Here is a 25,021-nt window from a genome sequence, read left to right on the forward strand (position 1 = left end):
AACTCTTTATATAAATCTCTTATTCTCCTAGTTACGCAAAGGCTTGCCTTTTACAAGCATATGTTGCATCCGCTGCTGTGATTTTGGTTCTTGAATTAAGCTTAAAAACGCTTCTCTTTCAAGATTCAGCAAATATTGCTCATCGACTTTTGTTCCATAAGGAACTTTACCGCCAGCAATCACGTACGCAAGCTTTTTCGCAATTTTTAAATCATGATCAGAAATATAGCCTGAATCGTACATCGCTTGTGCACCTAATAGCAATGTTGCATAACCTGTCTCTCCAACAACAGGAATTTTCTTTCGAACAGGTGGTTTGTAGCCTTTTTCATAAAGAGCTAATGCAGCTTGTTTTGCATCGTAAAGAAGATGATCACTGTTTACGCTTACACCGTCAGCTTTGTTTAAGAAGTTAAGCTCTCGAGCTTCTTCTCCGGAAGTAGACACCTTTGCCATTGCAATCGTTTCAAACACTTTATTGGCTACTTCTTGTAAATCATATTTAAGCTCATTTGGCATACTCGCAAGATACTTCATGTAAAGCTCCTTGTTTCCGCCGCCTCCTGGGATCAGTCCAACCCCTACTTCAACAAGACCCATATACGTTTCCATTGATGCTTGAATATGGTCTGCAGGTAAACATACTTCTGTTCCGCCACCCAGAGTCATTCCAAACGGTGCAGCAACTACTGGCTTTGAGCAGTATTTAATTTTCATCATTGCTTGTTGAAAATGGTTTATGACCATATCAATCTCAAAAATATTATCGTCTTGTGCTTCCATTAAAATCATTGCTAAGTTCGCACCAACGCAGAAGTTCTTCCCTTGGTTACCGATCACTAGTCCTTTATAATTTTTTTCTACTTCATCAACAGCAAAATTAATCATTTGAATGATGTCAAATCCAATCGCATTGTTCGGTGAATGGAATTCTAACAGAGCAATCCCGTCACCAAGATCAATCAGACTTGCACCACTGTTTTTCTTAATCACATCATGTTGTTTTTTCAGCATTTTAAGGTTCATTACTTTTTCGTTTTCAATCATTTGTTTGTATTGCCCGTTATCATAGTAGTATCGTTTTCCTTCTTCCTCTTTATAGAAAGAAGTAAATCCGTTTGCCAGCATGTCTTTTAGCAATGACGGCACTTCGATACCGGCTTTCTCCATTTTCTCAACAGATTTTCCAACACCAATTGCATCCCATGTTTCAAACGGACCAAGCTTCCAGCCGAAGCCCCACTTCATCGCACGGTCAACTGCCACAATATCATCAGCAATTTCTCCTAACAGCTCTGCCGAATAAATTAGGACTGGGGTTAAAATATTCCATAGCAAACTGCCGGCACGGTCATTTGCATAAACGAGCGCTTTCATTTTATTAGCAAGCCCTTTTTGCTGCTTGCTCATTTCAATTGCAGCTGATTTTAATTTTTTCCTTGGCTCATACTGTAATGTTTCTGGATTTAATTCAAGAATATCTTTTCCTTTTTTCAGATAAAATCCTTGACCAGATTTACTTCCTAGCCAACCTTTTTCAAGCATCTCTTTCATAAAGGCAGGAACTTCAAATACTTCTTTTTCTTTTCCGTCCACTTGGTCGTATACATTTTTAGCAACATGAGCAAACGTATCTAAACCTACTACATCAAGCGTACGGAATGTAGCGCTTTTCGGGCGTCCAATTAATGGACCTGTAACAGAATCTACTTCACCAACGCTATAGCCATTTTTTATCATTTCTTGTAAAGTTACGAGTAAACCGTAAGTACCGATTCGGTTAGCAATAAAGTTCGGTGTATCCTTTGCTTCAACCACACCTTTACCAAGGATATTTTCCCCATACTGCTTCATAAAAGCTAACACTTCAGGAGCAGTTTTTTTCGTCGGGATCACCTCTAGTAATTTTAAGTAACGAGGCGGATTGAAGAAATGTGTACCGAGAAAATGCTTTTGAAAGTCTTCAGAGCGTCCTTCAGCCATTGCTTCAACAGAAATACCTGATGTATGAGAGCTAACGATACTTCCTTGTTTGCGATATTGATCAACTTTTTCAAATACTTGCTTCTTAATCGCTAAATTTTCAACGACAACTTCGATAATCCAGTCGCATTCTCCTAATCGCTCCATATCATCTTCGAAGTTTCCAGCTTCAAGAAGTGCGAGACTTTGTTTAGATGTTAATGGTGCTGGCTTTTGCTTTAAAAGCTTTTGGATTGCCTCTTCACTGATTCTGTTACGAACTTTCTTATCAGCAAGCGTTAATCCTTGCTTTTTTTCTTTCGCAGTTAATTCTTTTGGTACTATATCCAGTAATAATGTTGGTATTCCAATATTCGCCAAATGAGCAGCGATTCCAGATCCCATTACACCTGAACCAAGAACAGCAGCCTTTTTGATTCGTTGGGTCAATTCTGTTTCCTCCTTTTAAAATAAGTTTTGAATGAATGCTCATTCTTTTTTTTATTAAAAAAAATGAACTCCTAAAAATGAGTTATGTTACTTAATACTATAAAATATTTTAAAAATTTCCGCAATGATTTTTAAGAATTTCATCAAAAAATTTCTTTTTTTATTGATTGACGTGCAAAAATAAAATGCAGACGAAAATGCCTGCATTTGAGCTTAGAGAAAAAGGTAATACTTGAGTACTAGTGAAAACGCTTGTCAGTCAATGCGAAAGCGAGCTAGGAATGAATGAAAACGTCCATCAAAAATCTTACTATTTATACATGCATTTCATCTGTCTATCTTTTCATCATTCCTTTTAGGACGAAAGCAACGTTAGCTGGTCTTTCAGCCAAGCGGCGCATAAAATACCCATACCAATCCGTTCCATATGGAACATAGACGCGCATTTTATAGCCCTCTTTAACTAATTCAAGCTGTCTTTCTGAACGAATTCCGTATAACATTTGAAATTCAAATTGGTTATTCGGAATGTGATGTTCTTTGACAAGTTTTTTCGTATATTCGATAATCGCATCATCATGTGTTGCGATAGCAGCATAATTACCATTAAGAAGGTGCAATTTAATGATTTTTTTAAAGTTTTCATCGACATCTTTCTTATTTGGAAAAGCTACCTCCGCTGACTCTTTATATGCTCCTTTGACAAGGCGCAAATTAGGAGAATAGTCATTTAATTCGATTATATCTTTTTCTGTTCGATATAAATAAGCTTGGATGACCGTTCCAACGTTATCGTATTCTGATTTTAATCGTTTAAAAATATCCAGTGTTCTTCCAATTCGTGAATAATCTTCCATATCAATCGTAACAAACACATCATTTTCTTTTGCTGCTTCTAAAATACGATGCATATTATTCATTACAAGTTCGTCCGAAATATCAAGTCCCATTGATGTCATTTTTAATGACAACTGAGAATGAAGCTTTTCTTTTCCAATTGCTCTAATTGCTTCAATTGAGTGATCAGCCATTTCGTTAGCTTCCTGTTCATGATCAACAAATTCCCCCAAATAGTCGATTGTAACTTCAAGACCTTTTTTATTTATTGTTTTTATTTTTTTTACTGCCTCCTCAATTGTTTCACCAGCGACGAAACGAGACGCACCGAATCGCAAGCCATATTTTTTAGCTGCATTTGTTAACACTCTTTTTTTTGATAAAAAGAGAAAAAAATTTCTCATCAACTGTTCCATTTTTGCAACCTCCTCACATAAGCACAGTATTTCAACCTGTAGACAAAATGAAAGCACATTTCCACTTCATAAGCGGAAACGATAGAGCTTGCAACGAAAAATCTCAAGCGCCTGTCTACACTTCTGTAATATGTAGTATTATTCCCAACCTGCCTTAAAAGATATGTTGCTATTTTTATTAAAAAAATTCTGCATAAAATATACATATGAGGGAAGGATAATGTCGACAATTATTCGGGAGGTAATGTTATGCAGCAACAAAATATGAACATGCAAAATCAAGCTAGAATTATGCAAGAGCCACCGCAAATTATTTCAACTAAAGACTCTCTTTATTTAACAGATATGCTTTCATGGAATTTACTTGCAATGAAGAAAGCTCATTTTTTTGCACAACAATGTCAAGACCAAGAATTAAAGTCAGAAATTGAGAAGTTCGGACAAATGCATCAACGTCATTACGAGCAAATTTTATCCCACTTAAATCAAAATCAAACATTTAGCATGTAGTTATTGCTTTAAAAATACGTAAAGGAGTTTTTGCAATGAATCAAAATCAACAGAAGGTTCAAAACCCTGAAACTCAAGTTCCGAAAACACCGCAAATGAACGACCGTGATTTTGTAAACGATATGTTGACAACTGAAAAATATATGACGACTTCTTATACGATGGCTTTACATGAAGCAAGTCACCAAGCCTTATATCAAGACTTATTATCGATTTTTAATGAAACACAAGATGCACAGCGAGAGCTATATAATTTAATGTTTAAAAAAGGCTGGTATCACGTTGATGCTGAGGCTCAACAAAAACTTCAGCAGTCATATCAGCAGTTCCAAGGTTATTCATCTCAATTTCCTTACGGTAACGGACAAATGCAATAAGAAGAAAGTTCATCCCGTTCAGAAACTCCGAACGGGATGATTATTTTTGATTTATTTCCTTGTTAATAAGCTAGGATCATAAAGAAAGAACAAAAAATTTAGAAAAAATCATTAGTCGCTATTTGTAACAACAGACCGACTACTTTATTTTTGCTCGATGAATATCATTTAATTCCTTTATCTCACTTATTAATTTTTTCATTGCTTCTTTTCCTTCAGGATATTGTTCATTCCAATGTTTTACTAATGGCGGCATTGATTTCGCCATATATGTATATAAAACCCAAATCTTCACTTTTTCTATTAATTCATCATTCTTGTCACCGAGTAATAATTCGGTATATTTTTCAATAAGCGCAGCGAATTGATCGCTAAACTTTTGATCCATTTACATTCCCATACCTTTCCTTTTATCCGACTAAAAGAAAACCTTCAATGCTCCCGCCACTAAAGGCCTAGACTGTTGACAAACAAACTCATGAACGACTGTTCTATTCGCTTTCACTTTTGCTGCGGACCTCGCTTGACATAAGCATTTGCGAGTTCAAATGTTACTTTGTCTACAATCTGAGCCTTCAGTATGCTAAATATTTCGTTATGAAATTGTGTTTTTTGAGGCGAACATATATTTTTTATTATGATATTGAATTGAAAATACTAAACTAATAGCAAACATATTCCCGAGCACCGAACTTCCTCCATAGCTAATAAACGGAAGCGGTATCCCAGTAATCGGCAATAACCCGATAGACATCCCAATATTTTGGAACACATGGAAGGAAATCATGCTCATGATTCCGGCACAAATATAAGTATCATATGGATTGCTCGCCTCCATTCCTATCTTTGTTAAAAGATAAATTAATATAAAGAACAAACTGATAACAATACTTGAGCCAATAAAACCGAACTCCTCTGCAATGACACTAAAAATAAAGTCAGTATGGCTTTCTGGAAGATAAACTTCACGATTACCATAACCTTTACCGACCGTTTCTCCTGAACCGATTGCTAGAAGCGACTTCGTTAATTGAAACCCTGTCGTACTTTGATAGTTTTCAGGATCAATCCAAGAATAGACTCGTCCGAATTGATATTGTTTGACTCCTAAATATTTTTCAAGAACATCAGGCTGCCAAAGAACTAAATAAAAAATAACCCCAATCATTAAAGTAATAAAGCTAAATATCGGCACTAAAATTCGCATCGAGATTCCCGAAATAAAAATCATCCCAACCATAATCGCAAAAAAAACGAGTGTTGTTCCTAAATCAGGTTGTTTTAACACTAGTAATGTCGGTGCAAGTGTTACTAAACAAATCTTTAATAAAAGAAATAAGTCTGTTTGAATCGTTTTTAATTGATTTTTTTCATGATGATCGGCTATCACTTTGGCCAAAGCCAAGATAATTAATACTTTTACAATTTCTGATGGCTGTAAAGAACCCATTCCTGGAACACGATACCAGCTTTTCGCACCATTAATAACAGGAGCAAGTCCGCTCGGTGCTACAATTAAAAACCCAAGTAATAATAAGCCAAACCCATACCCATACCATGTTATTTTTCTTAATTGATCAGAATCTAAAGTAATGATTCCGGCAATAATTCCCGTTCCTACTATATATGCCACCACTTGCTTCATTAAAAAGTTCTCTTTATATTGCCCTGTCGATTGTGCACTGTAAATGGCAATGCAACTCACGAGAAATAATAATAATAATATAAAAATTAACCGGTAATCTATCCTTGAAGATAGTCTATTATGTGAAGCCATGAGCACTCCCCTATTTTCCATAACATAAACGTTTCTTTTTTTAGACGATTGAAAAACGCTCGCATTCTTCGTTGCTTGCACTTCATTAGAAGCTCAGGAACTATATTTCAGCCTCGTGCCGCAGCGCCCCGACTGACGAGCGTTCAACCAGTCTGCATAAATGATTTGTCTACTATCTCGTTCTTTTTATTATATTTTTTTACTCACAAAATCACAACTGTTACCATAGTTGCTATCCTTGATTGAGCCAAGATATTAAAAATAATTTTTCATCAATTGCTTTGACCAGTCTGGCTGTCTCACTTTCCCGTTTGGACCAAATTCGGTCATATACGTTTTTATATCTAATACTGGGGTGTTGTCAATTGCATCTAAACCACTTACAGTTAATGTTGTCCCATTTACTTCTTCCACACGGCATACAGTAATTCCAATTTGATTTGGGCGATTTTTCCCACGCTGGGCAAATATTCCTACCTTTGGCCAGTTAGAATTATTACGAGGGTGACGCGCTTTCAATTCAATTTTATTTACATCTACCTTATCTAAATAAAAAACGACAATGACATGAGAGAAGTCATTTAAACCAAAAAGCGCTTCCTCTGTAAACTTGCTTTCATCTAATTCAATCGTTGCAGTTTCTTTTCCCCAATCATCATCAATAACTACTTTCCGCGTACTGCGGATTGTACCAATCGGCTGCAAAACAATACTCATACAATCCTCCCTTTGTTCATCCTTCTATCTGGAAATACAAAAAAATCATCCTTTTTACATTATACCGTTTCTATTATTGTTAAGTACATGATTTACAAAATATGAAAGGATTTTTTCTTACACCGATGGTATTAATAAATGTTTACTTGCGTCTTTTAACAACACTTTTACTTTAATAGAACGAATTGAATGTTCATCTAGTGATAATTTTCCATTATGTTGGTGCTTTTTCCACTCTTTTATATTTTTTCTGTAAAGTACATCTGAAAAACGATAAATATCAGCATCGATTTCAAGCGCTGCTTTATAAGTTTTCATTACTTCTTTCTTCACCATTTTTTTAATTTCTTTTTCAATAAACTCTTTATTAACTTGAAAGTCAAGCTCGTTAATCGATGCTTTTAACTTAATCTCGATATCAAAATCAACCCTTCCACCCGAAATAACTGGTTTAATTTTTACATTTTGTGTTTTTAAAATGGCTTCTGTTACCGGCTTTTTATTTTTATAAATGGTTAAGTCATCACGATGCATCGTTTCATCCATCCATCTTAATCCTTTTGCTTTCTCTCCTAATATAAACCCTTTTAAGTTTGCCTTCGTTAACACAGTCAGACCGTCTAACTGAATAACGTCATCTGTTTTTTTCTGTGTCTTCCATCGTTTCGTTACACTTACTGCGGGAATGACTACTTCATGTCCAGGTTCATTAAGCTTTAATAAAAGCTCTCGTAAAGCAATATGTTTAATAAATGAACTTTGCTCAAAACTGTTTTCTGGGTCACTTAATACTGACCGGGCAATTGAAATACCAATAATCGGTTCAGCTAATAAAATGTCTTCTATTGAATCTTTCGTACTATAAAACCATATGCGATAACGAGTTTCCCGATAGCGATTCATTAAATCAGTAACAAACTTTAATCCTTCTTGCTCCATGACACTTTCTGACAAAATAATAAATGAAAGATGACCCCAAAACACGCGGCGATCCGTTGAACGATATAAATTAAATATTGCTTCATTGATTGTTCTTCCAGATGCTTTACCAACCTCTGACTGCTCTTCAACCGGTCCGCCGCTGCTTTCTAATTTTGACAGTCCGCCAAGATCAATCATTTGGAGCTGGATGATGTAGCGATTATCCTTATAGTCAATCCCAATCCCATGGGCATATACCATTCTTTCAGGCTCATTTGAATCCCAACATCCAGAAAGAAGTGAACATGATAATGAAATAATCATGAAAAGAATGGTTTTTTTTATCATGATGGATTATCTCCCTTTCGGTACGCATCATTAGGATGAAACATTTCCGGACGAGTCGTATACTTTTTAGCAGATAATCGAAAGATAGCTGTTAAAATATTTTTAAGACTTAAATTTGCGGCCATTTCCATATATGGAATACCGAATACCCTTACACTTGCTAAATAAATTAAAATAATAAATATAGACAACAGGAAACCGTATAATCCAAGAAAAGCCGCAAAGACCAAGGAAAAAATACGCAACAAGCTGACCATGCCGACTAACGACTGATTCACAAATGTAAATGTTGCAATCGTTGAACCAGCAATGACAACAAGCATTGCTGGACTCGTCAATCCCGCTCTTATCGCCGCATCGCCGATAATTAACCCGCCAAAAACACTTAACGTTTGACCGATCGCAATTGGCAAACGCAGCCCAGCCTCGCGAAACAGTTCAAAAATTAACAGCATGATAATTGCCTCAACAGCTGAAGGAAACGGTAATCCCTTTCTCGACTCAACTACAGTTGCTAATAAAATAAGAGGGATTTGATTTTGATGAAACGTTGTTAACGCCAGCCATAAAGCCGGAATAAACGTTGCAATCAGTAAGCCAACAACCCGCATTATTCGTTCAAATGAACTAAAATACGGTGTTATATCATAATCTTCTGCCGCTTTTAATAACAGAAACAAATTAGCTGGTACAATATTCACGTATGAACTTCCATCTAAAATTACGACAATTCTCCCGCTTAACAAAGAATGTACAGCAAAATCAGGCCGCCCTGTGTAGTCATGTCTTGGGAAAATTCGTGGACTCTTATGGATTAACTCCATTAGTTGCTGCCCACTTAAAATCGCATCAACATCGATATTCGCTATTTTTTCGCGAACTCCATTGACAATCTCTTCGTTTGCAATATCATCTATGTACAGCATTGCGACAGTTGTTAATGTTCGTCTACCAACTTCAAACTTTTCAATGCATAGAGAATTTGTTCGCAGCCTCTTTCTAATAAGTGCAATATTAATGGTAATATCTTCTATAAAATCGTCGCGAGGTCCATTTACAACAACTTCAGCTGTCGTTTCTTCTGGCTTTCTTTGCGGTCTTTTCGAAATGTCAGCTGAAAATAGTAATTGTTCGTTCATAAAATATAACAATAATTTTCCAGAAAAAACACCAGAAATAATTTCTTGGGCATTTTGAACCTCGGTTAATGAAGGGGCATGCAATCGCTCAATCACGATTTCATTTGTTAATGGGCGCTGTCCAAGATGTTGAAAAAAGGCCTCAAGCCGTTCATAAATTAAATGATTTAATGCCTCATTATCAATCATTCCTTCACACTTAATTAAGAGTACATCTTGTTTATTTTCTTCTCCAAAGCAAAACTTCTGAAAGATGACATCGGGACTTTTATGGAACAGCTCTCTTAAACGTTGTTCATCCATTTTCCATTTATCTTTTTGTTGTTGTTCACTAGGATGATTTGCTATTGGTTGCTGATTGATGTTTTTTGCCTTTCGTTTTCTCCTAAAGATCACATTTTTACCTCCTTCTTCGGTTGTTTCGATTTATTTTTAAAGAAAAAGACGACGAATCCGAGTAAAAGAGAAACAGTTAAAAAAAAGATGAATGTAAACGGGATAAAGACAAACTTCAACAATTTATAATAGTCAAGGTCACTTATCGGGAGTAAAGCAACAATGTTCATCATGGTAACAATAATGAGTAAAAACCAAATTTTTTTCTTTTTCGTTTGCAGTTGAAAAATCTCCGTACTCACAAATAAAAGCAGTGAAACTCGAATAAATGCTCCTGTCAACCATTGGTAGACGGACAAAAAATCTAGATGTTCAAAAAACCGGCCGATTCGTGCAAGCCCCCACTCCTCATAAGCAGGAAAACGCTGCCTTGCTGCTTCAGCTGGGCCAAATTCAATAATTGCCCCAATGAGCGGGCCTAAAGTTAACCATGTTAATAATAAACCGATAATGATGATATGTTTATAACGAATTTTACCTTTTATTTTATGTTGCAGAAACAGAATCATAATCATTTCAATCATTCCTGAAGCAGGATAAACCATTCCCATTATAACCGGCTCATAACCATGCTCTAAAAACGGTTTCAATAATGAAAAATCTTTAAACTGCATATTCACAAAAGCAACGAAAAAACCGAACACAATGACAGCTGATAAAAAAAACACGTTGGCAATTGCAATTGCTCGAAAGCTAGTAATTGCTAGAAAAAAACAAACAACCGTTAAAAATAATGTAAGGACAAATGCAGGCGTCTCCTGCAAATAACTCACATTTGTCCAAATAACTGTCTCCTTCACCATCAATGTTGCAAGAAAGATGAGATAAAGGACAATCATCGTGTTAAAAATCATCGTCGCAACTTTACCGATCGATTGTTGTAACCAAAGGGTCATATTTTGGGCTTTTGTTCCATTGTAAATATAAATGACCAATAATCCCCAAATTAGTGTAAATCCATAAGCGAAAATAACAGACAGCCATGAATCTCTTCCAGCCACTTGAATTAACGGGGGAATGACGACGACATGGTTTTTCAATCCTATCGCCATCATCGTAATAAGAATATAGTGAAGGATCGAAACTTGATCAGAACCTTTCATACTCATCATGATAATCTCCTTAAAAAAGCTTGGTAAATTTATCATTTACAAAACTCCCCCGATTTATGAATTTAAAATAGAAACAGAAAAAGGCTGATTAAAATGTTCATAAACACTTCAATCAGCCACTCTTATAAAATGATCACTTTTTCGTCAACAAGTTCGTTATACCGACTACTTTATCGACATCTAACACAAAGGCGATCCCTTTCCCTGGTGTATTTAACTGTGCTTCTTCACAAATTTTTTGTAAAACGGCCTCACTTTTTTCTTTATGAATTAATGTTAAAACAATTTCTTTTTCTGGTTGAATATCGATATTAAATAATTTAAGCTGCTCATGGATGCCTGTTCCTCGTCCTGAAATAATTGTCCCGCCAGTTGCCCCTGTTTTTTTTGATGCTTCCACAACTAAATCAGAATCGCCGCGATTAACGATAGAAATAACTAAATCATATTGAATCTTTTCTGACATTCTGTTTACCCCTTCCGCTTTCAGCGAATGATTCATATTTCCTTCTTGAGACATATGACATATTCCTAACATGCGCTTCGTATGAAGAACAAAGCCAATTCCATTACCTCTTTTATTCAAATCGACAGCGTCAACTATTTCTGTTAAAACACTGTCTGTTATGTCTTCCTGAACAAGCGTTAACACGATTTCTTTTATATTTTCTAGTTCTAGACCGAAAATTGTTTTTTCATTTACACCTATTCCGCGTCCATATAAAATCGTTCCGCCTTCAGCACCTGCCTTCTTCGATGCTTTAACAACCTTTTTGGCGCAACCCTTTTTTACGATCGTCACAATTAACTTATGCTTTAGAGCGAACATGCTTGCTGTCTTCCTCCTTTTTTTGGAATAGCAAACCTAATATTAAAACAGAAATAATTGGTGCAATTGCTACGACAGCAATCATGCCAAATCCATCCGTCAACGGATTGCGTCCTTCCATTTCTGAAGCGACCCCGACAGCCATTGATAAAATAAATGTGACAGTCATCGGTCCTGTCGTGACGCCTCCAGAATCAAACGCAATTGAGATAAAGTTTTTTTTAGAGAAAAAAGTAAGTATAAAGGCAATCATATAAGCAGGCACTAATATATACCATAGTGAAAAGCCAATGTAAATTCGGAGCATTGCCAATGCGATCGACATTCCGACACCGATTGATAAAGTATATAACATCACCTTTTCAGAAATGTAGCCTCCAGTTGCTTTATCAACTTCTTGAGTTAATACCCGGACAGCTGGCTCTGCAAAAGCAACGACAAATCCAAGAACGAAACCAACTGGGATCATAATCCAATTATAAGATAACTCTCCAAGCTTTTGTCCAATTAATTCACCAATTGGCATAAATCCGATATGAACACCTTGGAGAAAAAAAGCAAGGCCAAAATAAGTAAAGATCATACCGAAAACGATATTCCAAAGCTTTCTTTTTGGAAGCTTTAAAAATAAAACTGAAAAAAAAAGAAGAAGAAGATAATAAGAGGGAAATATAAAGCAAACGAAACATCCAACATTACTTGTGAAAATCCAGAAAAAATTTGCAGCTTCATCGGTAGATCACTCCTAAAATCATCACTGCGAGGATAGGCCCAACTGAAGCTAACCCGACAAGCCCAAAGCTGTCAGCAGATGATGATTTACTCCTTAAAACAGAGGCAACTCCAACACCTAATGCGATAATAAACGGTACAGTCATCGGTCCTGTCGTGACACCCCCTGCATCAAATGAAATCGGGACAAATCCTTTTGGAATAAAAAAGGATAGTGCAAACGCTAGACCATAGCTAGCAATTAATAAATATTGAATTGGAATTTGATAAACGATTCGAAGCATCGCTAGTGCAACAAAAATGCCAACACCTAACGCAACAGAATAAATTAAGATCCCTGATCCTATTTGTCCATTTGACACTTGATCTACCTGTGTTGCTAAAACGCGGACATCAGGCTCAGCAACAGTCACAACGAACCCAAGTAGAAATGCAACGAAAAGAAGAAGTGATAGCTTTCCTGTTTTCGGAAGGGTTTTCCCAACTAACTCTCCAATTGGAAGCAAACCGACTTGCACACCGATTAAAAATAGCCATAATCCAATCGTGACAAAAACAACACCAATTAAAAACTGGATAAACGCCTCCATCGGCAGCCAGATCAGTGAAAATTGCAAAAGAATGACTACCACTGTTACAGGAAAAATAGCATACACTACTTCCAAAAATGTCTCTTTAAATTTGTCCATGAAACTCCCCCTTTTTTTCAACCTATAAAGAAAAAAACACCTAATTGAATGGTCATTTACCTTTATCCAATCTGTACTTGACAATACCATCCTTCTTATATTTTACAAAACAAATTTATCACTGACAAAGCTACGGGCCAATGGAGGTGAATTTTTTATCGTCATTTTATTTATTTCTATGTAAAATTTAGTCATTTTATTGTATGATTCGAATAGAATCATTACGAATCCTTTAAATTGATATTGAACGGGAGAGGAACGTATATGTGGATTTGGATTGGAGCAGGAGTTGGTATTATTATTGTTTTAGCAATAATAGAAGAAACGATGACGCACATTTTAAATAAGAAAATACTTCAGGAAGATAAAGAAAAACCCGAATAACCGTCTATTAGTCTACAAAACGTTTCTTTATATCATCTGACGGTATAAGACAATGATCACTTTCACCAAACCATTTATACCTGTTTTTTGCAATTATGTCATAAAAAAAATCACGGATCGGTCTTGGCACAACTAAAAAAAAGGTTAAAAACCGTACAGTTCCCGCTAATTGTTTACAAATACGCAGAGCTGCTGTTGACTTTACATACAATTGACCGTCTTCAATCAAAATGAAACTATCTACATCTCCTTTTACACGAAAATCACTCAGCAACTTTTGAGCAGTTTCACCTTGTAATGAAGCAAATTGATAATAAGCATTCGGATCTCTTTTAATAATAAATTGCACACTGCGGTTACAAAAATTGCAAACTCCATCATATAAAATAAGTGCTGTCACCATTTCCACCTCTTTATAAAAGCTCAAATTAATTTTGGGACAGTATGTTTTTTTTACTGCCCCTAAAGCGTTAAATAAGTTTCGCTAATCGTTCAGATAAATCTTTTCTCCATGCATCTGCTAATTCTTGAACAGCTAATATTTTCTGAATGCCTTTCACATCATCGCGTCTGTGAAAATAAATTTCGTTAGCAAAAAGGATCGAAATCTCGTTCGGGTGCGGTTTAATTAATTTAATCGTTGCGTTTTTATGAATGGTTCCTTCCTCTAAAACACGACAAAGATAACCTGTATAGCCCTCTTCAACAATTCGCTTTAGAAGCTTTGGCACTCCGATTCTTTTTGTAATTGTACTGCACGGAATTCTCCCTTGTGATATTTGAACAACGGCTTCTCCTATTTGATATATATCACCAATACAAATATCACTTTCTAACATGTTACGAACAGTTAAATTTTCACCAAACGCTGCAGAGGGCAGCTTAATGTTGAACTCTTTCTCCCATTGTTCATAATGTTCATCAGCATATACGCACACAGCACGATCAGGACCACCGTGATACCTTGTATCAGCAATCCCATCACCTTGAAAACCATCGTATGATAAATATGCTTCGTCGACAGATTTTTTACATATTCCCGTTACGATTTCTTTATTTTCATTATATGTCATTTTCTTTGGTAAGCCGATATTTAGATTAACTAATTTCATTTGACGATCTGACATTTATTTTTCCTCCTGAACCAAAAATTTAATCTTTATACGGATCAAATTCATTTGCGCCAGCCATACAAACGCCGACAGGTTTTAAAACGTGCAAAACATCAAGCGTTTCCTTATGGGCATCAATCACTTCTTGCAACTTCCGATAAACAAATGGGCTTTCGTCTGTACCTGCACCGCGCAATTCTAGACCAAAATTTTTTACCACCTCCATCATTTGCTTCTCTGATATTAAACCACCTGTTCTTTTACGTGTCTTCCAATTCATTTTGCCCGCTGCTTTCGATCGACTCATTATTCGACCTGCCCCATGCACAGTACTAGAAAATGCTTGTTTATTTTTCTCAGAGTTTTTCCCGCGAATAATAACTGAGATGTCACACATACTTCCGCCAACAAAACCGAGCTGACCCGAAGCGAGCGGTGTTGCCCCTTTGCGGACAACGATACATTCCTTCCCATCATGTATTTCCTTCCAAGCAAAATTATGATGATTATGCACTTCAAATGTTGCTTCTGCCTTTAAAATAGAAAGCACTTGATTTATTACATAATCTCTGCCTACGTAGGCATAACGACCCGCTAAATTCATCGCCTTCTCATACATTTCTCCAAGTTCACTGTCTAGATCTAATAAAGTTGGCGGCTGCTCCATATTTTCTCCAGGTGCTTTATCGGAAAATTGACGACCTTTAGCTAAGTTAAGAAACCCGCTCGCTGTTTTATGACCGAAACCTCTACTGCCGAAATGGTTTGCTATCCATACATCGTCAGACTTTTCCTCTACTAAAATATCAACAAAATGGTTTCCAGAACCTACAGTTCCCAACTGATTTCGGGCTAATGTTTTCAGTTTGTCGTGCTCATGCTTGCCAATATTGCGATAAACATCCCATGCTTCATCGTCAAAAAGGGCATGATCTACTTTTTCTTTATTATTTCTGCCAATGCCAAAAGAAACTTTACTAGCAATCTCATCCATCATATGCTTCATACTATTTTTAATGTCATGATATTTAACATTTGTTTTGACAGCCTTGTTGCCACAAGCAATATCATAACCGACACCTGACGGAGAAATTTGCCCTTCATATACGATGACACCGCCAACAGGCTGACTATAACCGTAATGCCCATCAGCACATAACACACCGCCAATGACATTCCCAGTTTGAAGACATGTATTAAATTGATTAATTGTTTTATCATCATGTTTTCCAAAAATAATTGATTTCATATGCTTAATCATCTCTTTCTATCTATAAACTTATCATGTTTTTATTAAATACTTGTGCCAAATAACTTCGAGTACATCCGATGAAAAAGTTAACAAAAACTAGGATGTAAAAATATATTTTAACACCACTTCAAATAATATGGAACACCCTTCATACTCAGATAATCGCAGTACTTACCTTTCTTAATTAATTTATTTGTCGGGTTAAACGGATAAACAGGAACATCTGGATATATGAATCCAATTTTAATAGCGATCTTTCTATCGACAACAATATTAACATTCGGATATTTTTCCTTAACTTTCCCAATATATTTAATGGCGCGCTCACTATAATCATCAGCTCTTTTCCTTTGAGATTTGCCCGTTTGCCCAACATCTAAAGCGTCCTTGAAATTTGTTCCAGGGAAAACAACAGTAACTTCCTTTGGATTTTCTGGATCCCCTTTCGTAATCGCATTCACGTGAAAACCTGTTTCTCTTTCGAATTCTGATTGTCCTGCCGTTTCTACCATATATCCTGTTTTAATTGGCACTCTATCTTTAGTAAATTGGGGAAGATTTTCTACCAATTTAATTGTCTTATTATCTAAATGCTTACGGTAAACATTTAACATTTTTCTTTTAACTTCATTTAGATCATTTAGATCTTCTATTATTTTATTTCTTACTTTTTTTTCGGCTTGATAACTTAATTTCATCCCTATTAGTTGATGATCTGCTTCGGAAAACGTTTCATTATATACAAAAGACGTCATTTACTATACACCTCACTCAACCGTTATTTGTTCGTTAAGACCGTGAATTATTCCCGTCTCATCTATCTCTCCAATTTCAGTAACGTAAATTCCTTTTGGAAGTCTTTTTATTAATTCTTCTTTAATGATTGTCGATTGCTTTTCATCTAAACCTTCTTTAATAGCGTTTATAGTAATATTTGTATCCAAAGCAATGATTTTTTCTTTACTATCTTTAATATATTGTTTTAATTGATCAAGGTTTTTATCACTTTCTCGATATACTTGCTTTATTTCTTCATTTAGCTCGGGGTCTAAGCCGACACTCGTATAAAAGTATTTTATGTTTGAGTCCTTAGGATTAAAGGAATCCTCAGCCCCAAGTGATTCTAAATAATCAATTGCAGGCTTAAATTCTTCATATCGTTCTTCAATATATAAACAATTAAATACTTCAACTTTAAAAAAGTCTTTACGATCTGTAATGTGCAATGTTTCTGGGTCTGCCTCTTGTGAGATTGAGAAATAAGGGTGACCTGTATAATTAATATCTACTTCAAATTCATAATCTCCATTCGGATAACGTGTCGGCTCATATATCCTCTCGATTTCTACCTTTTCAGGGTCAAGCTTATTCATTTTGATAAAAAATTTAACACTTTCCTTAATTTCTTCACGGTTTTTTTCAGCAAAGTCTGTACAACCCATTAGTAACATTCCCCCGAGAATGATAAGTGCTACTAATATAAAATTTCTCAACGAACATCCCCGCCTTCTTCATTTTGTTAAGTTTGTTCTATATAAAGCCACAGTGATCATATTTTAAAAATATAGAGTTTCATTAAAAGTATAGAAAAGCACACCCCCCTCGGCATAATTGCCAAAGTTGTGTGCTCTCATTAAAAAAATGTTTTCCGATAATCTTCCCATTTCTCATTCGTATCCCTAATAAGGCTTGAAAGCCTTTTCATTTCATTTACAATTTCATCTCGATATTTTCCAGATAAATTAAAATAGATTTCCTGTTTCATATTATGAATCATTATTTCAATTAAATATAATTGAGTGATCACCTCATGATTAAATTGATCATCCGCCGCCATATTTTCACTCATACGGCTGATCTCTTTTTCAACAGATTTTGTAATCTTAGCCACATCTCTTTGCGTTTTCTCCCAAGCAGTAAATTCATCATCTAATTGAAGATTAGCAAGCTGTATCGTATCCATATCATTCTCCTATCTATCCCATACTTTTGAATTAAAATATCATTCTCTTTTTGAAATGTGGCTGCTTTTCATTTGCCAGCCATCATTTAAACTAATCACTTTTATTTAATATCTTTAAAGGTTTTTCCCATTTTACTGCGGCCCATAACCTCCTGAATTTTCCATTCTGTGTTTTTTCCAAACATCTTCGGATTCTTTAGCACGATTTTTTTTAGCGAGCTCGGTATCAATTCTTTCAAACGCTTCTGCTGTTTCAACAATTTTAGAAGCACTTTGAGTAATTTCTTGGGCAGAACGATGGAGCGCATCGAGCAGTGTCAACATGCTCTCCTCCTCATAGCAACGATATTTTCCTGACCGATAAAATTTATCTTTTAATGACTCGATTGCTCCCGGCCGGGGATCAGGATAGGTAGACTCAAACTTCACACTTTCAATTTGTTGTTCTGCCCGAGTGATAATCTCCCTTATTTTCTCGTCAATCTCCTCTTCCATTTGCTCGATTAAAGGGATTGCCTTTCTTAAATAAGGAACCATTTGGTGTTCTAGCACATTGGAAAAATGTAAATATCGTTCCTTATCAAAGTTAATCTCAGTTGTCCCACTATTACTTGCTGAAAAACCAATCGGTGTCAGGTTAAAAATGTCCCATAAAGAACCATCTACCCCTCTAAAACCACCGGTAGAGTGGTGGTCAAAAATACCATCATGTGGTGCTGGCAGTTGTTGGATCCATTGAAGTTTATCAGGGTCTATATGATATGTATTAAATGGAAGACTTCCAGTTGTTTTAGATTTCAGAAAGTATTGGAACCACCTTTCATATTTTGCAATATCATTATCAAATATTAAGACGTTAATATTGTCGTAATGCTTACCTTCCTCAATTAATTTATGATATTCACTATCAATCGCTGTCGGGTTAAACGCATAAACAGTAACATCGGGATATATTAATCCAATTTGAATAGCGATCTTACCCGCCATCGAGTGACCATCAACAACAATTTCTGCATTCGGATATTTTTCCTTTACTTGTCCAATATATTTAATTGCCCTTTCACTATAATCATCGTGTCTTTTACTTTGAGATCTGCTCGTTTGCTGAACATCAAAACCATCATCAAAATCTGTTCCAGGAAAAACAACAGTAATTTCCTTTGGATTTTTCGGATCTCCTTTCGTAATCGCATTCGCATGAAAACCTGTTTCTATTTCATTCATACCACTTGAAATTGGTTTAATTGGGATCTTATCTTTAAAGTATTGGGGAAGATTTTCTACCAATTTAATTTTCTTATTATCTAAATGCTTACGATAGACCTTTAACATGTTGTTTTTAACTTTCTTAGAATTTCGATCATTAATTTCTATGCTTCTTGTTATTTCCTCAGCTTGATAACTTAATTTCATCCCTATTAGTTGATGATCAGCTTCAGAAAATGTTTCATTATTTATAAAAGACGTCATTTACTTCCCTCCTCATTCAATCGTTATTTGTCCCCCTAAACCTATATTTATTCCACCTAATTCCACATCATCTTTTCCTATTTCTACTACATAAGTACCTTTAGGGAGTCTTTTCGTTAATTCTTCTTTAATAATCGCCGCTTGCTCATCGTCTACATCTTCTAAATAGGCAATAATTTCAGTATTCGAATCTAAAGAAGTAATTTTTTCTTTATGATCTTTAATATATTGCTTTAATTGATCTAGATTTTTATTGCTTTCTCGATATGCTTGCTTTATTTCTTCATTTAACTCAGGGTCTAAGCCAACACTCGTAAAGAAATATTTTACTTTTGAATCTTTTGGGCGAAAAGTATCCTCTGCCCCAAGTGATTCTAAATAATCAATTGCAGGCTTAAATTCTTCATATCGTTCTTCAATATATAAATAATTAAATACTTCAACTTTAAAAAAGTCTTTATGATCTTTCATGCGCAATGATTTCGGATCTGCTTCTAGTAATATTGAGAAATAAGGGTGACCTGTATATAAAATATCGACCATAAATTCGTAATCTCCATTTGGATATCGTTTCGGTGGATAGATTTTTCCGATTTCAACCTTTTCAGGATCAAGCTTATTCATTTCAATAAAAAATTTAACACTTTCCTTAATTTCTTTACGATTTGCTTCAACAAAATCTGTACAACCCATTAGTAACATTCCTCCTAAAACAATAGTTATTGCCAACAAAAATTTTTTCAACGAACATCCCGCCTTTTTTATCTTCATTTGGTTAAGTTTGTTCTCTGCTTAGAGCGGTGGTAAATTTCATAGATAAATTATCTCTGTTTTTAAGGAAAAATCAATATTTAATTCCCTAAATGGTTCATTATACCAGATAATTGACTATATTTTTAAACCCCTATCATCAAAGTAGAATAAAGATTCATTCACTTAAGTGATTTGTAATAATTATCTATAATTGAAATAGGACATTTTAAACAAGAAAAATGAATAGATTGTTAGTTTGTCAGATAATCGACCCGTTCTATTGTACTTTTCTTATGACATTTATTTTCAAAATAATAGTAGAAGATTTATATTTTCAACCTTTTTAGATATTTAATTACTATAATTCTATATTTTTCACTTAACTTCTTTATATAATTGACGATTGACTTTGGAAAAGGTTTCAGTCTAAAATAAAAATCTCTTAATTTCCTTATTACTCAATTTTTATTAGTTGACGATTAACCTCGGAAAAGGTTTCAGTCTAAAATAAACTTCGCTTACTTCCCTGATTACTCAACAGTTATTTGTCCTATAACACCATGAATTATTCCTGTCTCAATTTGTCCCTCTCCAATATTAAGAACGTAAATCCCTTTTGGAAGCCTTTTCTTTAATTCTTCTTTAATGATTTCAGCTTGCTCATCGTCTACATCTTCTAAATAGGCAATAATTTCAGTATTCGAATCTAAAGAAGTAATTTTTTCTTTATGATCTTTAATATATTGCTTTAATTGATCTAGATTTTTATTGCTTTCTCGATATGCTTGCTTTATTTCTTCATTTAGCTCTGGATCTAAACCGACACTCGTAAAGAAATATTTTACTTTTGAATCTTTCGGGCGAAAAGAATCCTCGGCCCCCAAGTGATTCTAAATAATCAATTGCAGGCTTAAATTCTTCATATCGTTCTTCAATATATAAATACTTCAACTTTAAAAAAGTCTTTACGATCTGTAATATGCAATGTTTCTGGGTCTGCCTCTAATGAGATTGAGAAATAAGGATGACCTCTATAATTAATATCTACTTCAAATTCATAATCTCCATTTGGATAACGTGTCGGCTCATATATCCTCTCGATTTCTACCTTTTCAGGGTCAAGCTTATTCATTTTGATAAATGATTTAACACTTTCCTCAATTTCTTCGCGATTTGCTTCAACAAAATCTGTACAAACGATTAACATCATTCCTACTAAAACAATGATTGCTTTCGATATAGCTTTTTTCATCAACATCCCCGCCTTTTTCCGCTCACTCATTTCATCCCTATATAATTGACGGTCTACTTTGGTCAACGTTTCATTCATTTGTAAAAATTCGCGCCTTCATCCAATCGTTTTAGTTATTCACTATATATTCCGATTGTCTTACTTATGCTTTTTCACTTGCTTATCGTCTACTCCTTTGCTGAGTGCAAGCCTACATCTCTTTTAGCAACATACCTCACTTTGAATTATTTAGCAGAATATTTAGAATAATATACAAATACATGACATACATATTGGTTAATAAAAATTGGCTTTTCATGAGTTTATTTATTGTTTTTGAAAATCATATCTTTGTGAGGAGATGGTTTTTATATGGGGTACACTTATTTTTTTACAGGATTTCCGGGATTTATTGCAACCTCTCTTATTAAACAAATGATTCGTAATCGTTTTAGTATAGATCATCTTTATTTACTTGTTTTGCCTCATTTGATCGACAAAGCTTCAGAGGAAATTGATAAACTAACAAATGAGGGAAATATAAGCCGAGAAAAGTTGACAATAGTTCCTGGAGATATAACAAAACCTCACTTAAATATTGAACGTGAATTAAATACTCATCTACAACATCATGTTACACATATTTTCCATCTCGCTGCTGTTTATGATCTTGCCGTACCAGAAAATATCGCTTATGACGTCAATGTAAATGGGACGAAACATATGAACGAGTGGGTATTAACTTTATCTAAGCCTGAGCGTTATATTTATTTTAGCACTGCCTACGTATCTGGAACTCGTGAAGGTCGTATTTTTGAAACAGAGTTAGAGATGAACCAAAGCTTTAAAAATCATTACGAAAGAACGAAATACGAAGCTGAGAAATTAGTGCGCGGTATAATAAGTAAAGTCCCAACTACGATCATCCGTCCTGGAATTGTGAAAGGAGATTCGCTATCTGGCGAAACAATTAAATTTGATGGACCTTACTTCATCTTAAATTTTTTTGATAAGCTAAAATTTTTCCCAGTAATCCCGTACTTAGGAACGGGAAAAGCTGAAGGAAATTTCGTTCCTCTAGATTATGTTCTGAAAGCAGCAATTTATCTTGGACATGCTCCTATAGGGATTGGGAAAACGTATCACTTAATCGATCCAAATCCTTACACGATGAAAGAAGTGTATCGAATGCTAATGGAAGAGTTTCTCGGCAGAAAACCTATCGGGATGCTTCCCCTTTCTTTTGCAAAATGGCTTCTTTCTATTCCATTATTAAGAAAATGGCTTCGAGTTGAAAAAGAAGCTTTAGATTATTTCACTTGCATGGCAAAATATGATTGTACGCAAACGAAAAACGATTTGCAGCAATTAGGCATTACTTGCCCAGATTTTCAAGAGACAATTTCTTCAATGGTTCAATTTTATGAGCAACATAAAAACGATACTGATAAGCAACTTATCATTGACTAACTTACGAGAGGAGATCATATGGAAAACTATGAATTACGAGTGAACAAACAAAAATCATTTTTCCGTACTAACAAAACAAAAAATCTTGCCTTTCGTTTGAACGCTCTGCAAAAGTTAAGAACCGCAATTAAAAATAATGAAACAGAGCTTATTGAAGCATTAAAATTAGATTTAAACAAATCTGAATTTGAAGCTTATTCATCTGAAATCGGGATGATCCTTGAAGAAATACGTTTTACGATAAAACAGCTACGCTCTTGGATGAAGCCAAAAAAGGTAAAAACACCGATCACCCATATCGGCTCAACAAGCTTTATTTATTCTGAACCATACGGTGTAGCACTTATTATCTCTCCATGGAACTACCCATTTCAATTAGCAGTTGCGCCGTTAATTGGGGCAATCGCTGCTGGTAACTGCGCTATCATTAAACCTTCAGAACTGACGCCCAAAACATCGGAAATATTATCAAAACTGCTTGAAAAAAATTTCCCTGAAGAGTATATCTCAGTCGTTCAAGGCGGCGTTGAAACGAGCCAAGCTCTCCTTAATGAAAAATTTGATTACATCTTTTTCACAGGGAGTGTACATGTCGGGAAAATGATTATGAAAGCCGCTGCCAAAAATTTAACTCCTGTCACATTAGAGTTAGGTGGTAAAAGTCCTTGTATCGTTCATGAAGACGCAAATATAAAGCTGGCAGCTAAACGAATTGCTTGGGGGAAATTTATGAACGCTGGCCAAACATGTGTCGCACCTGATTACTTATACGTTCATCACAAGATTAAAAATGAATTTTTAACTTATTTACAAGAAGCGATTAAAGATTTATATGGGGAGCCTCGTCATTTGACGCGAATCGTAAACGAAAAACACTTCAAACGTCTTTGTTCTTATCTAAACAACGGGGAAAAATTTTTAGGAGGGAAAATCAATCAGGAACAATTATTGATCGAGCCGACGGTGCTTACAAAGATCACATGGGAAGATCCGATTATGCAGGATGAGATTTTTGGTCCGATCCTTCCTGTGCTAGAGTATGACGAAATCGCGGATGTAATCGAAGGCATTCACCATCATCCTAAGCCGCTTGCACTTTATCTTTTTACTGAAAGTGAAAATGTTCAACAACATATTGTTACCAACATCTCTTTCGGAGGCGGGTGTATAAATGATACTGTCTATCACATCGTCTCTCCCTACTTGCCCTTTGGCGGTGTCGGTACGAGCGGAATCGGGGCTTACCATGGAAAAGGCAGCTTCGATACTTTTTCTCATAAAAAAAGCATCTTAAAACAAACAACGTTATTCGATATTCCGCTTAGATATCCAAATATAAAAAATGGCCTGAAAAAAATAAAGTTTTTCTTAAAATAACTAGCTTCCAAAGCTATTATCATCGTTTATGCAATATAAGGCTGTCAAATGTTTATGCTCACACGAGATAGCAAACAAACTTTTTCCTAGTTAGAAAAAAACACTTGAATAGGTGTTCATGAAAGTTTGTTTGTCAACAGTCTGAAAGGGGTATCCAATAAGTCTATTTTTGCTATTGGGTTCCCCTTTGGATGTTAAGACTATATTTAACATGTTTGACCTTTTGGGGTAATCTCTTCAACCTTATTTGCGGACTTCAATTGATCTTCTCCAATACTCCTTAAAGCTTTTCTAACTCTAGATTGCTAAAAGTAATTCCTTTATCCTCTTTTCATGATTAGAAGCCCAATCAAGAATGTCATACTTCGGCTCGAGACCGTTCAAACTAATTAAATTTAATTCTTGACATCTTGGTACCCTTTGGATTGAACTCACTGTGCCTAGCCAGCGTTGCATGCGTTATGGTTTAACCTTTACTTATATGATTATGGGCTTCCGATTAGTTCACTCTTCTATGGCTTCGTTTCGTCATGAAATCGTGCGTCGATGTCATGACAATGCGCCCGCGGATGTGGTGTGAGAATAAATTCCTCTATACCACATGAGAACGCTGGTTTATGTGCTCGAACGCCTCTAAACGAAGAAGTTTAACACCTCTCTGTCAGTGAATTTGCGCACGTACATGGCAAACTGGACGTAATTTAAAAAACTTAAAATAAAATACTTTACAAAAGCATTTAACTTAGATCATAATACATATGTAAGTAATTACTTACATACATTAAATATAAATAATT

The 25,021-nt window shown here is 35.2% G+C and carries 25 protein-coding genes; 4 read left to right on the forward strand and 21 right to left on the reverse strand.

The features are described from left to right. Positions 1 to 27 precede the first annotated feature (27 nt). Both K6959_RS14160 and K6959_RS14165 read right to left on the reverse strand, forming a co-directional pair. A complete protein-coding gene (locus K6959_RS14160) occupies positions 28 to 2,367 on the reverse strand; it encodes a 3-hydroxyacyl-CoA dehydrogenase/enoyl-CoA hydratase family protein (protein ID WP_262421995.1) in 2,340 nt (779 codons plus the stop codon). Positions 2,368 to 2,747: 380 nt separating this feature from the next. Continuing rightward, positions 2,748 to 3,665: a proline dehydrogenase family protein gene (locus K6959_RS14165; RefSeq protein ID WP_223086817.1), complete on the reverse strand. Its 918-nt coding sequence runs from the start codon at positions 3,663 to 3,665 to the stop codon at positions 2,748 to 2,750. Between the two features lie 249 nt (positions 3,666 to 3,914). Here K6959_RS14165 and K6959_RS14170 point away from each other — a divergent pair, with 249 nt between their 5' ends. Further along, a complete protein-coding gene (locus tag K6959_RS14170; protein ID WP_163242728.1) occupies positions 3,915 to 4,175 on the forward strand; it encodes a hypothetical protein in 261 nt (86 codons plus the stop codon). A gap of 35 nt (positions 4,176 to 4,210) precedes the next feature. After that, the gene (locus tag K6959_RS14175) at positions 4,211 to 4,552 is read left to right on the forward strand and encodes a spore coat protein (RefSeq protein ID WP_163242730.1); all 342 of its coding nucleotides are present in this window, start codon (positions 4,211 to 4,213) and stop codon (positions 4,550 to 4,552) included. 139 nt (positions 4,553 to 4,691) lie between these two features. On the opposite strand, the gene K6959_RS14180 is transcribed toward K6959_RS14175, so the two are convergent. The 19 genes from K6959_RS14180 to K6959_RS14270 form a co-directional block, all read right to left on the reverse strand. Beyond that, entirely contained in the window at positions 4,692 to 4,940 is a 249-nt protein-coding gene (locus K6959_RS14180; RefSeq protein WP_163242731.1) for a DUF2573 family protein, read from the reverse strand. A 207-nt stretch (positions 4,941 to 5,147) separates the two neighbouring features. Beyond that, positions 5,148 to 6,329 carry an FtsW/RodA/SpoVE family cell cycle protein gene (locus K6959_RS14185; protein WP_163242733.1) on the reverse strand — a complete coding sequence of 394 codons (1,182 nt, stop codon included), beginning with the start codon at positions 6,327 to 6,329 and terminating at the stop codon, positions 5,148 to 5,150. Between the two features lie 255 nt (positions 6,330 to 6,584). Beyond that, positions 6,585 to 7,046: a tRNA (N6-threonylcarbamoyladenosine(37)-N6)-methyltransferase TrmO gene (tsaA, locus tag K6959_RS14190; RefSeq protein WP_223086819.1), complete on the reverse strand. Its 462-nt coding sequence runs from the start codon at positions 7,044 to 7,046 to the stop codon at positions 6,585 to 6,587. Between the two features lie 117 nt (positions 7,047 to 7,163). Next, positions 7,164 to 8,315 carry a Ger(x)C family spore germination protein gene (locus tag K6959_RS14195; protein ID WP_223086820.1) on the reverse strand — a complete coding sequence of 384 codons (1,152 nt, stop codon included), beginning with the start codon at positions 8,313 to 8,315 and terminating at the stop codon, positions 7,164 to 7,166. Next, complete coding sequence (locus K6959_RS14200) at positions 8,312 to 9,850, reverse strand: spore germination protein (protein ID WP_262421796.1); 1,539 nt, start codon at positions 9,848 to 9,850, stop codon at positions 8,312 to 8,314. Before K6959_RS14200 ends, K6959_RS14195 begins: the two co-directional genes overlap by 4 nt. Then, a complete protein-coding gene (locus K6959_RS14205; protein ID WP_163242736.1) occupies positions 9,847 to 10,998 on the reverse strand; it encodes an endospore germination permease in 1,152 nt (383 codons plus the stop codon). The genes K6959_RS14200 and K6959_RS14205 overlap by 4 nt, the downstream gene beginning before the upstream one ends. Positions 10,999 to 11,095: 97 nt before the next feature. Continuing rightward, positions 11,096 to 11,791, reverse strand: a complete 696-nt coding sequence (locus K6959_RS14210; RefSeq protein ID WP_223086822.1) for a P-II family nitrogen regulator — start codon at positions 11,789 to 11,791, stop codon at positions 11,096 to 11,098. Beyond that, a complete protein-coding gene (locus tag K6959_RS14215) occupies positions 11,772 to 12,500 on the reverse strand; it encodes a DUF1538 domain-containing protein (RefSeq protein ID WP_316252554.1) in 729 nt (242 codons plus the stop codon). The genes K6959_RS14210 and K6959_RS14215 overlap by 20 nt, the downstream gene beginning before the upstream one ends. Positions 12,501 to 12,519: 19 nt before the next feature. Then, on the reverse strand, positions 12,520 to 13,212 hold the full coding sequence (locus tag K6959_RS14220) for a DUF1538 domain-containing protein (RefSeq protein ID WP_163242739.1): 693 nt from the start codon (positions 13,210 to 13,212) through the stop codon (positions 12,520 to 12,522). A gap of 391 nt (positions 13,213 to 13,603) precedes the next feature. After that, the gene (locus tag K6959_RS14225; protein WP_163242740.1) at positions 13,604 to 13,996 is read right to left on the reverse strand and encodes a thiol-disulfide oxidoreductase DCC family protein; all 393 of its coding nucleotides are present in this window, start codon (positions 13,994 to 13,996) and stop codon (positions 13,604 to 13,606) included. A 70-nt stretch (positions 13,997 to 14,066) separates the two neighbouring features. Continuing rightward, positions 14,067 to 14,723, reverse strand: coding sequence for an MOSC domain-containing protein (locus K6959_RS14230; protein ID WP_163242741.1), 657 nt, complete (start codon positions 14,721 to 14,723; stop codon positions 14,067 to 14,069). Positions 14,724 to 14,748: 25 nt separating this feature from the next. After that, a complete protein-coding gene (locus K6959_RS14235) occupies positions 14,749 to 15,957 on the reverse strand; it encodes an RtcB family protein (RefSeq protein WP_374058350.1) in 1,209 nt (402 codons plus the stop codon). Between the two features lie 119 nt (positions 15,958 to 16,076). Further along, positions 16,077 to 16,715 carry a hypothetical protein gene (locus K6959_RS14240; RefSeq protein ID WP_163242743.1) on the reverse strand — a complete coding sequence of 213 codons (639 nt, stop codon included), beginning with the start codon at positions 16,713 to 16,715 and terminating at the stop codon, positions 16,077 to 16,079. A 12-nt stretch (positions 16,716 to 16,727) separates the two neighbouring features. Further along, on the reverse strand, positions 16,728 to 17,453 hold the full coding sequence (locus tag K6959_RS14245) for a hypothetical protein (RefSeq protein ID WP_223086823.1): 726 nt from the start codon (positions 17,451 to 17,453) through the stop codon (positions 16,728 to 16,730). Between the two features lie 140 nt (positions 17,454 to 17,593). Continuing rightward, positions 17,594 to 17,923: a hypothetical protein gene (locus tag K6959_RS14250; protein WP_163242745.1), complete on the reverse strand. Its 330-nt coding sequence runs from the start codon at positions 17,921 to 17,923 to the stop codon at positions 17,594 to 17,596. A gap of 132 nt (positions 17,924 to 18,055) precedes the next feature. Next, a complete protein-coding gene (locus tag K6959_RS14255; protein WP_163242746.1) occupies positions 18,056 to 19,393 on the reverse strand; it encodes a lipase family protein in 1,338 nt (445 codons plus the stop codon). Between the two features lie 12 nt (positions 19,394 to 19,405). Then, positions 19,406 to 20,137 carry a hypothetical protein gene (locus K6959_RS14260; RefSeq protein WP_163242747.1) on the reverse strand — a complete coding sequence of 244 codons (732 nt, stop codon included), beginning with the start codon at positions 20,135 to 20,137 and terminating at the stop codon, positions 19,406 to 19,408. A gap of 539 nt (positions 20,138 to 20,676) precedes the next feature. After that, positions 20,677 to 21,030, reverse strand: coding sequence for a hypothetical protein (locus tag K6959_RS14265; RefSeq protein WP_223086825.1), 354 nt, complete (start codon positions 21,028 to 21,030; stop codon positions 20,677 to 20,679). A 47-nt stretch (positions 21,031 to 21,077) separates the two neighbouring features. Then, a complete protein-coding gene (locus tag K6959_RS14270) occupies positions 21,078 to 21,476 on the reverse strand; it encodes a hypothetical protein (RefSeq protein WP_163243054.1) in 399 nt (132 codons plus the stop codon). A 273-nt stretch (positions 21,477 to 21,749) separates the two neighbouring features. On the opposite strand from K6959_RS14270, the gene K6959_RS14275 reads away from it, so the two are divergent. Beyond that, positions 21,750 to 22,847 (forward strand): SDR family oxidoreductase, encoded by a 1,098-nt coding sequence (locus tag K6959_RS14275; protein ID WP_163243055.1) that lies wholly within the window; start codon positions 21,750 to 21,752, stop codon positions 22,845 to 22,847. 18 nt (positions 22,848 to 22,865) lie between these two features. Further along, complete coding sequence (locus K6959_RS14280; protein ID WP_163243056.1) at positions 22,866 to 24,224, forward strand: aldehyde dehydrogenase; 1,359 nt, start codon at positions 22,866 to 22,868, stop codon at positions 24,222 to 24,224. Positions 24,225 to 25,021 lie beyond the last annotated feature (797 nt).

This window comes from Bacillus aquiflavi, assembly GCF_019915265.1.
Taxonomy (GTDB): Bacteria; Bacillota; Bacilli; order Bacillales; family Cytobacillaceae; genus Bacillus_BT; species Bacillus_BT aquiflavi.

Coding starts and splice junctions, on each gene's coding strand:
- K6959_RS14160 (WP_262421995.1), bottom strand. CDS start 2,367: ATGGGATCTGGAATCGCTGCTCATTTGGCGAATATTGGAATACCAACA.
- K6959_RS14165 (WP_223086817.1), bottom strand. CDS start 3,665: ATGGAACAGTTGATGAGAAATTTTTTTCTCTTTTTATCAAAAAAAAGA.
- K6959_RS14170 (WP_163242728.1), top strand. CDS start 3,915: ATGCAGCAACAAAATATGAACATGCAAAATCAAGCTAGAATTATGCAA.
- K6959_RS14175 (WP_163242730.1), top strand. CDS start 4,211: ATGAATCAAAATCAACAGAAGGTTCAAAACCCTGAAACTCAAGTTCCG.
- K6959_RS14180 (WP_163242731.1), bottom strand. CDS start 4,940: ATGGATCAAAAGTTTAGCGATCAATTCGCTGCGCTTATTGAAAAATAT.
- K6959_RS14185 (WP_163242733.1), bottom strand. CDS start 6,329: ATGGCTTCACATAATAGACTATCTTCAAGGATAGATTACCGGTTAATT.
- tsaA (WP_223086819.1), bottom strand. CDS start 7,046: ATGAGTATTGTTTTGCAGCCGATTGGTACAATCCGCAGTACGCGGAAA.
- K6959_RS14195 (WP_223086820.1), bottom strand. CDS start 8,315: ATGATAAAAAAAACCATTCTTTTCATGATTATTTCATTATCATGTTCA.
- K6959_RS14205 (WP_163242736.1), bottom strand. CDS start 10,998: ATGATAAATTTACCAAGCTTTTTTAAGGAGATTATCATGATGAGTATG.
- K6959_RS14210 (WP_223086822.1), bottom strand. CDS start 11,791: ATGTTCGCTCTAAAGCATAAGTTAATTGTGACGATCGTAAAAAAGGGT.
- K6959_RS14220 (WP_163242739.1), bottom strand. CDS start 13,212: ATGGACAAATTTAAAGAGACATTTTTGGAAGTAGTGTATGCTATTTTT.
- K6959_RS14230 (WP_163242741.1), bottom strand. CDS start 14,723: ATGTCAGATCGTCAAATGAAATTAGTTAATCTAAATATCGGCTTACCA.
- K6959_RS14235 (WP_374058350.1), bottom strand. CDS start 15,957: ATGAAATCAATTATTTTTGGAAAACATGATGATAAAACAATTAATCAA.
- K6959_RS14240 (WP_163242743.1), bottom strand. CDS start 16,715: ATGACGTCTTTTGTATATAATGAAACGTTTTCCGAAGCAGATCATCAA.
- K6959_RS14250 (WP_163242745.1), bottom strand. CDS start 17,923: ATGGATACGATACAGCTTGCTAATCTTCAATTAGATGATGAATTTACT.
- K6959_RS14255 (WP_163242746.1), bottom strand. CDS start 19,393: ATGACGTCTTTTATAAATAATGAAACATTTTCTGAAGCTGATCATCAA.
- K6959_RS14270 (WP_163243054.1), bottom strand. CDS start 21,476: ATGAATGAAACGTTGACCAAAGTAGACCGTCAATTATATAGGGATGAA.
- K6959_RS14275 (WP_163243055.1), top strand. CDS start 21,750: ATGGGGTACACTTATTTTTTTACAGGATTTCCGGGATTTATTGCAACC.
- K6959_RS14280 (WP_163243056.1), top strand. CDS start 22,866: ATGGAAAACTATGAATTACGAGTGAACAAACAAAAATCATTTTTCCGT.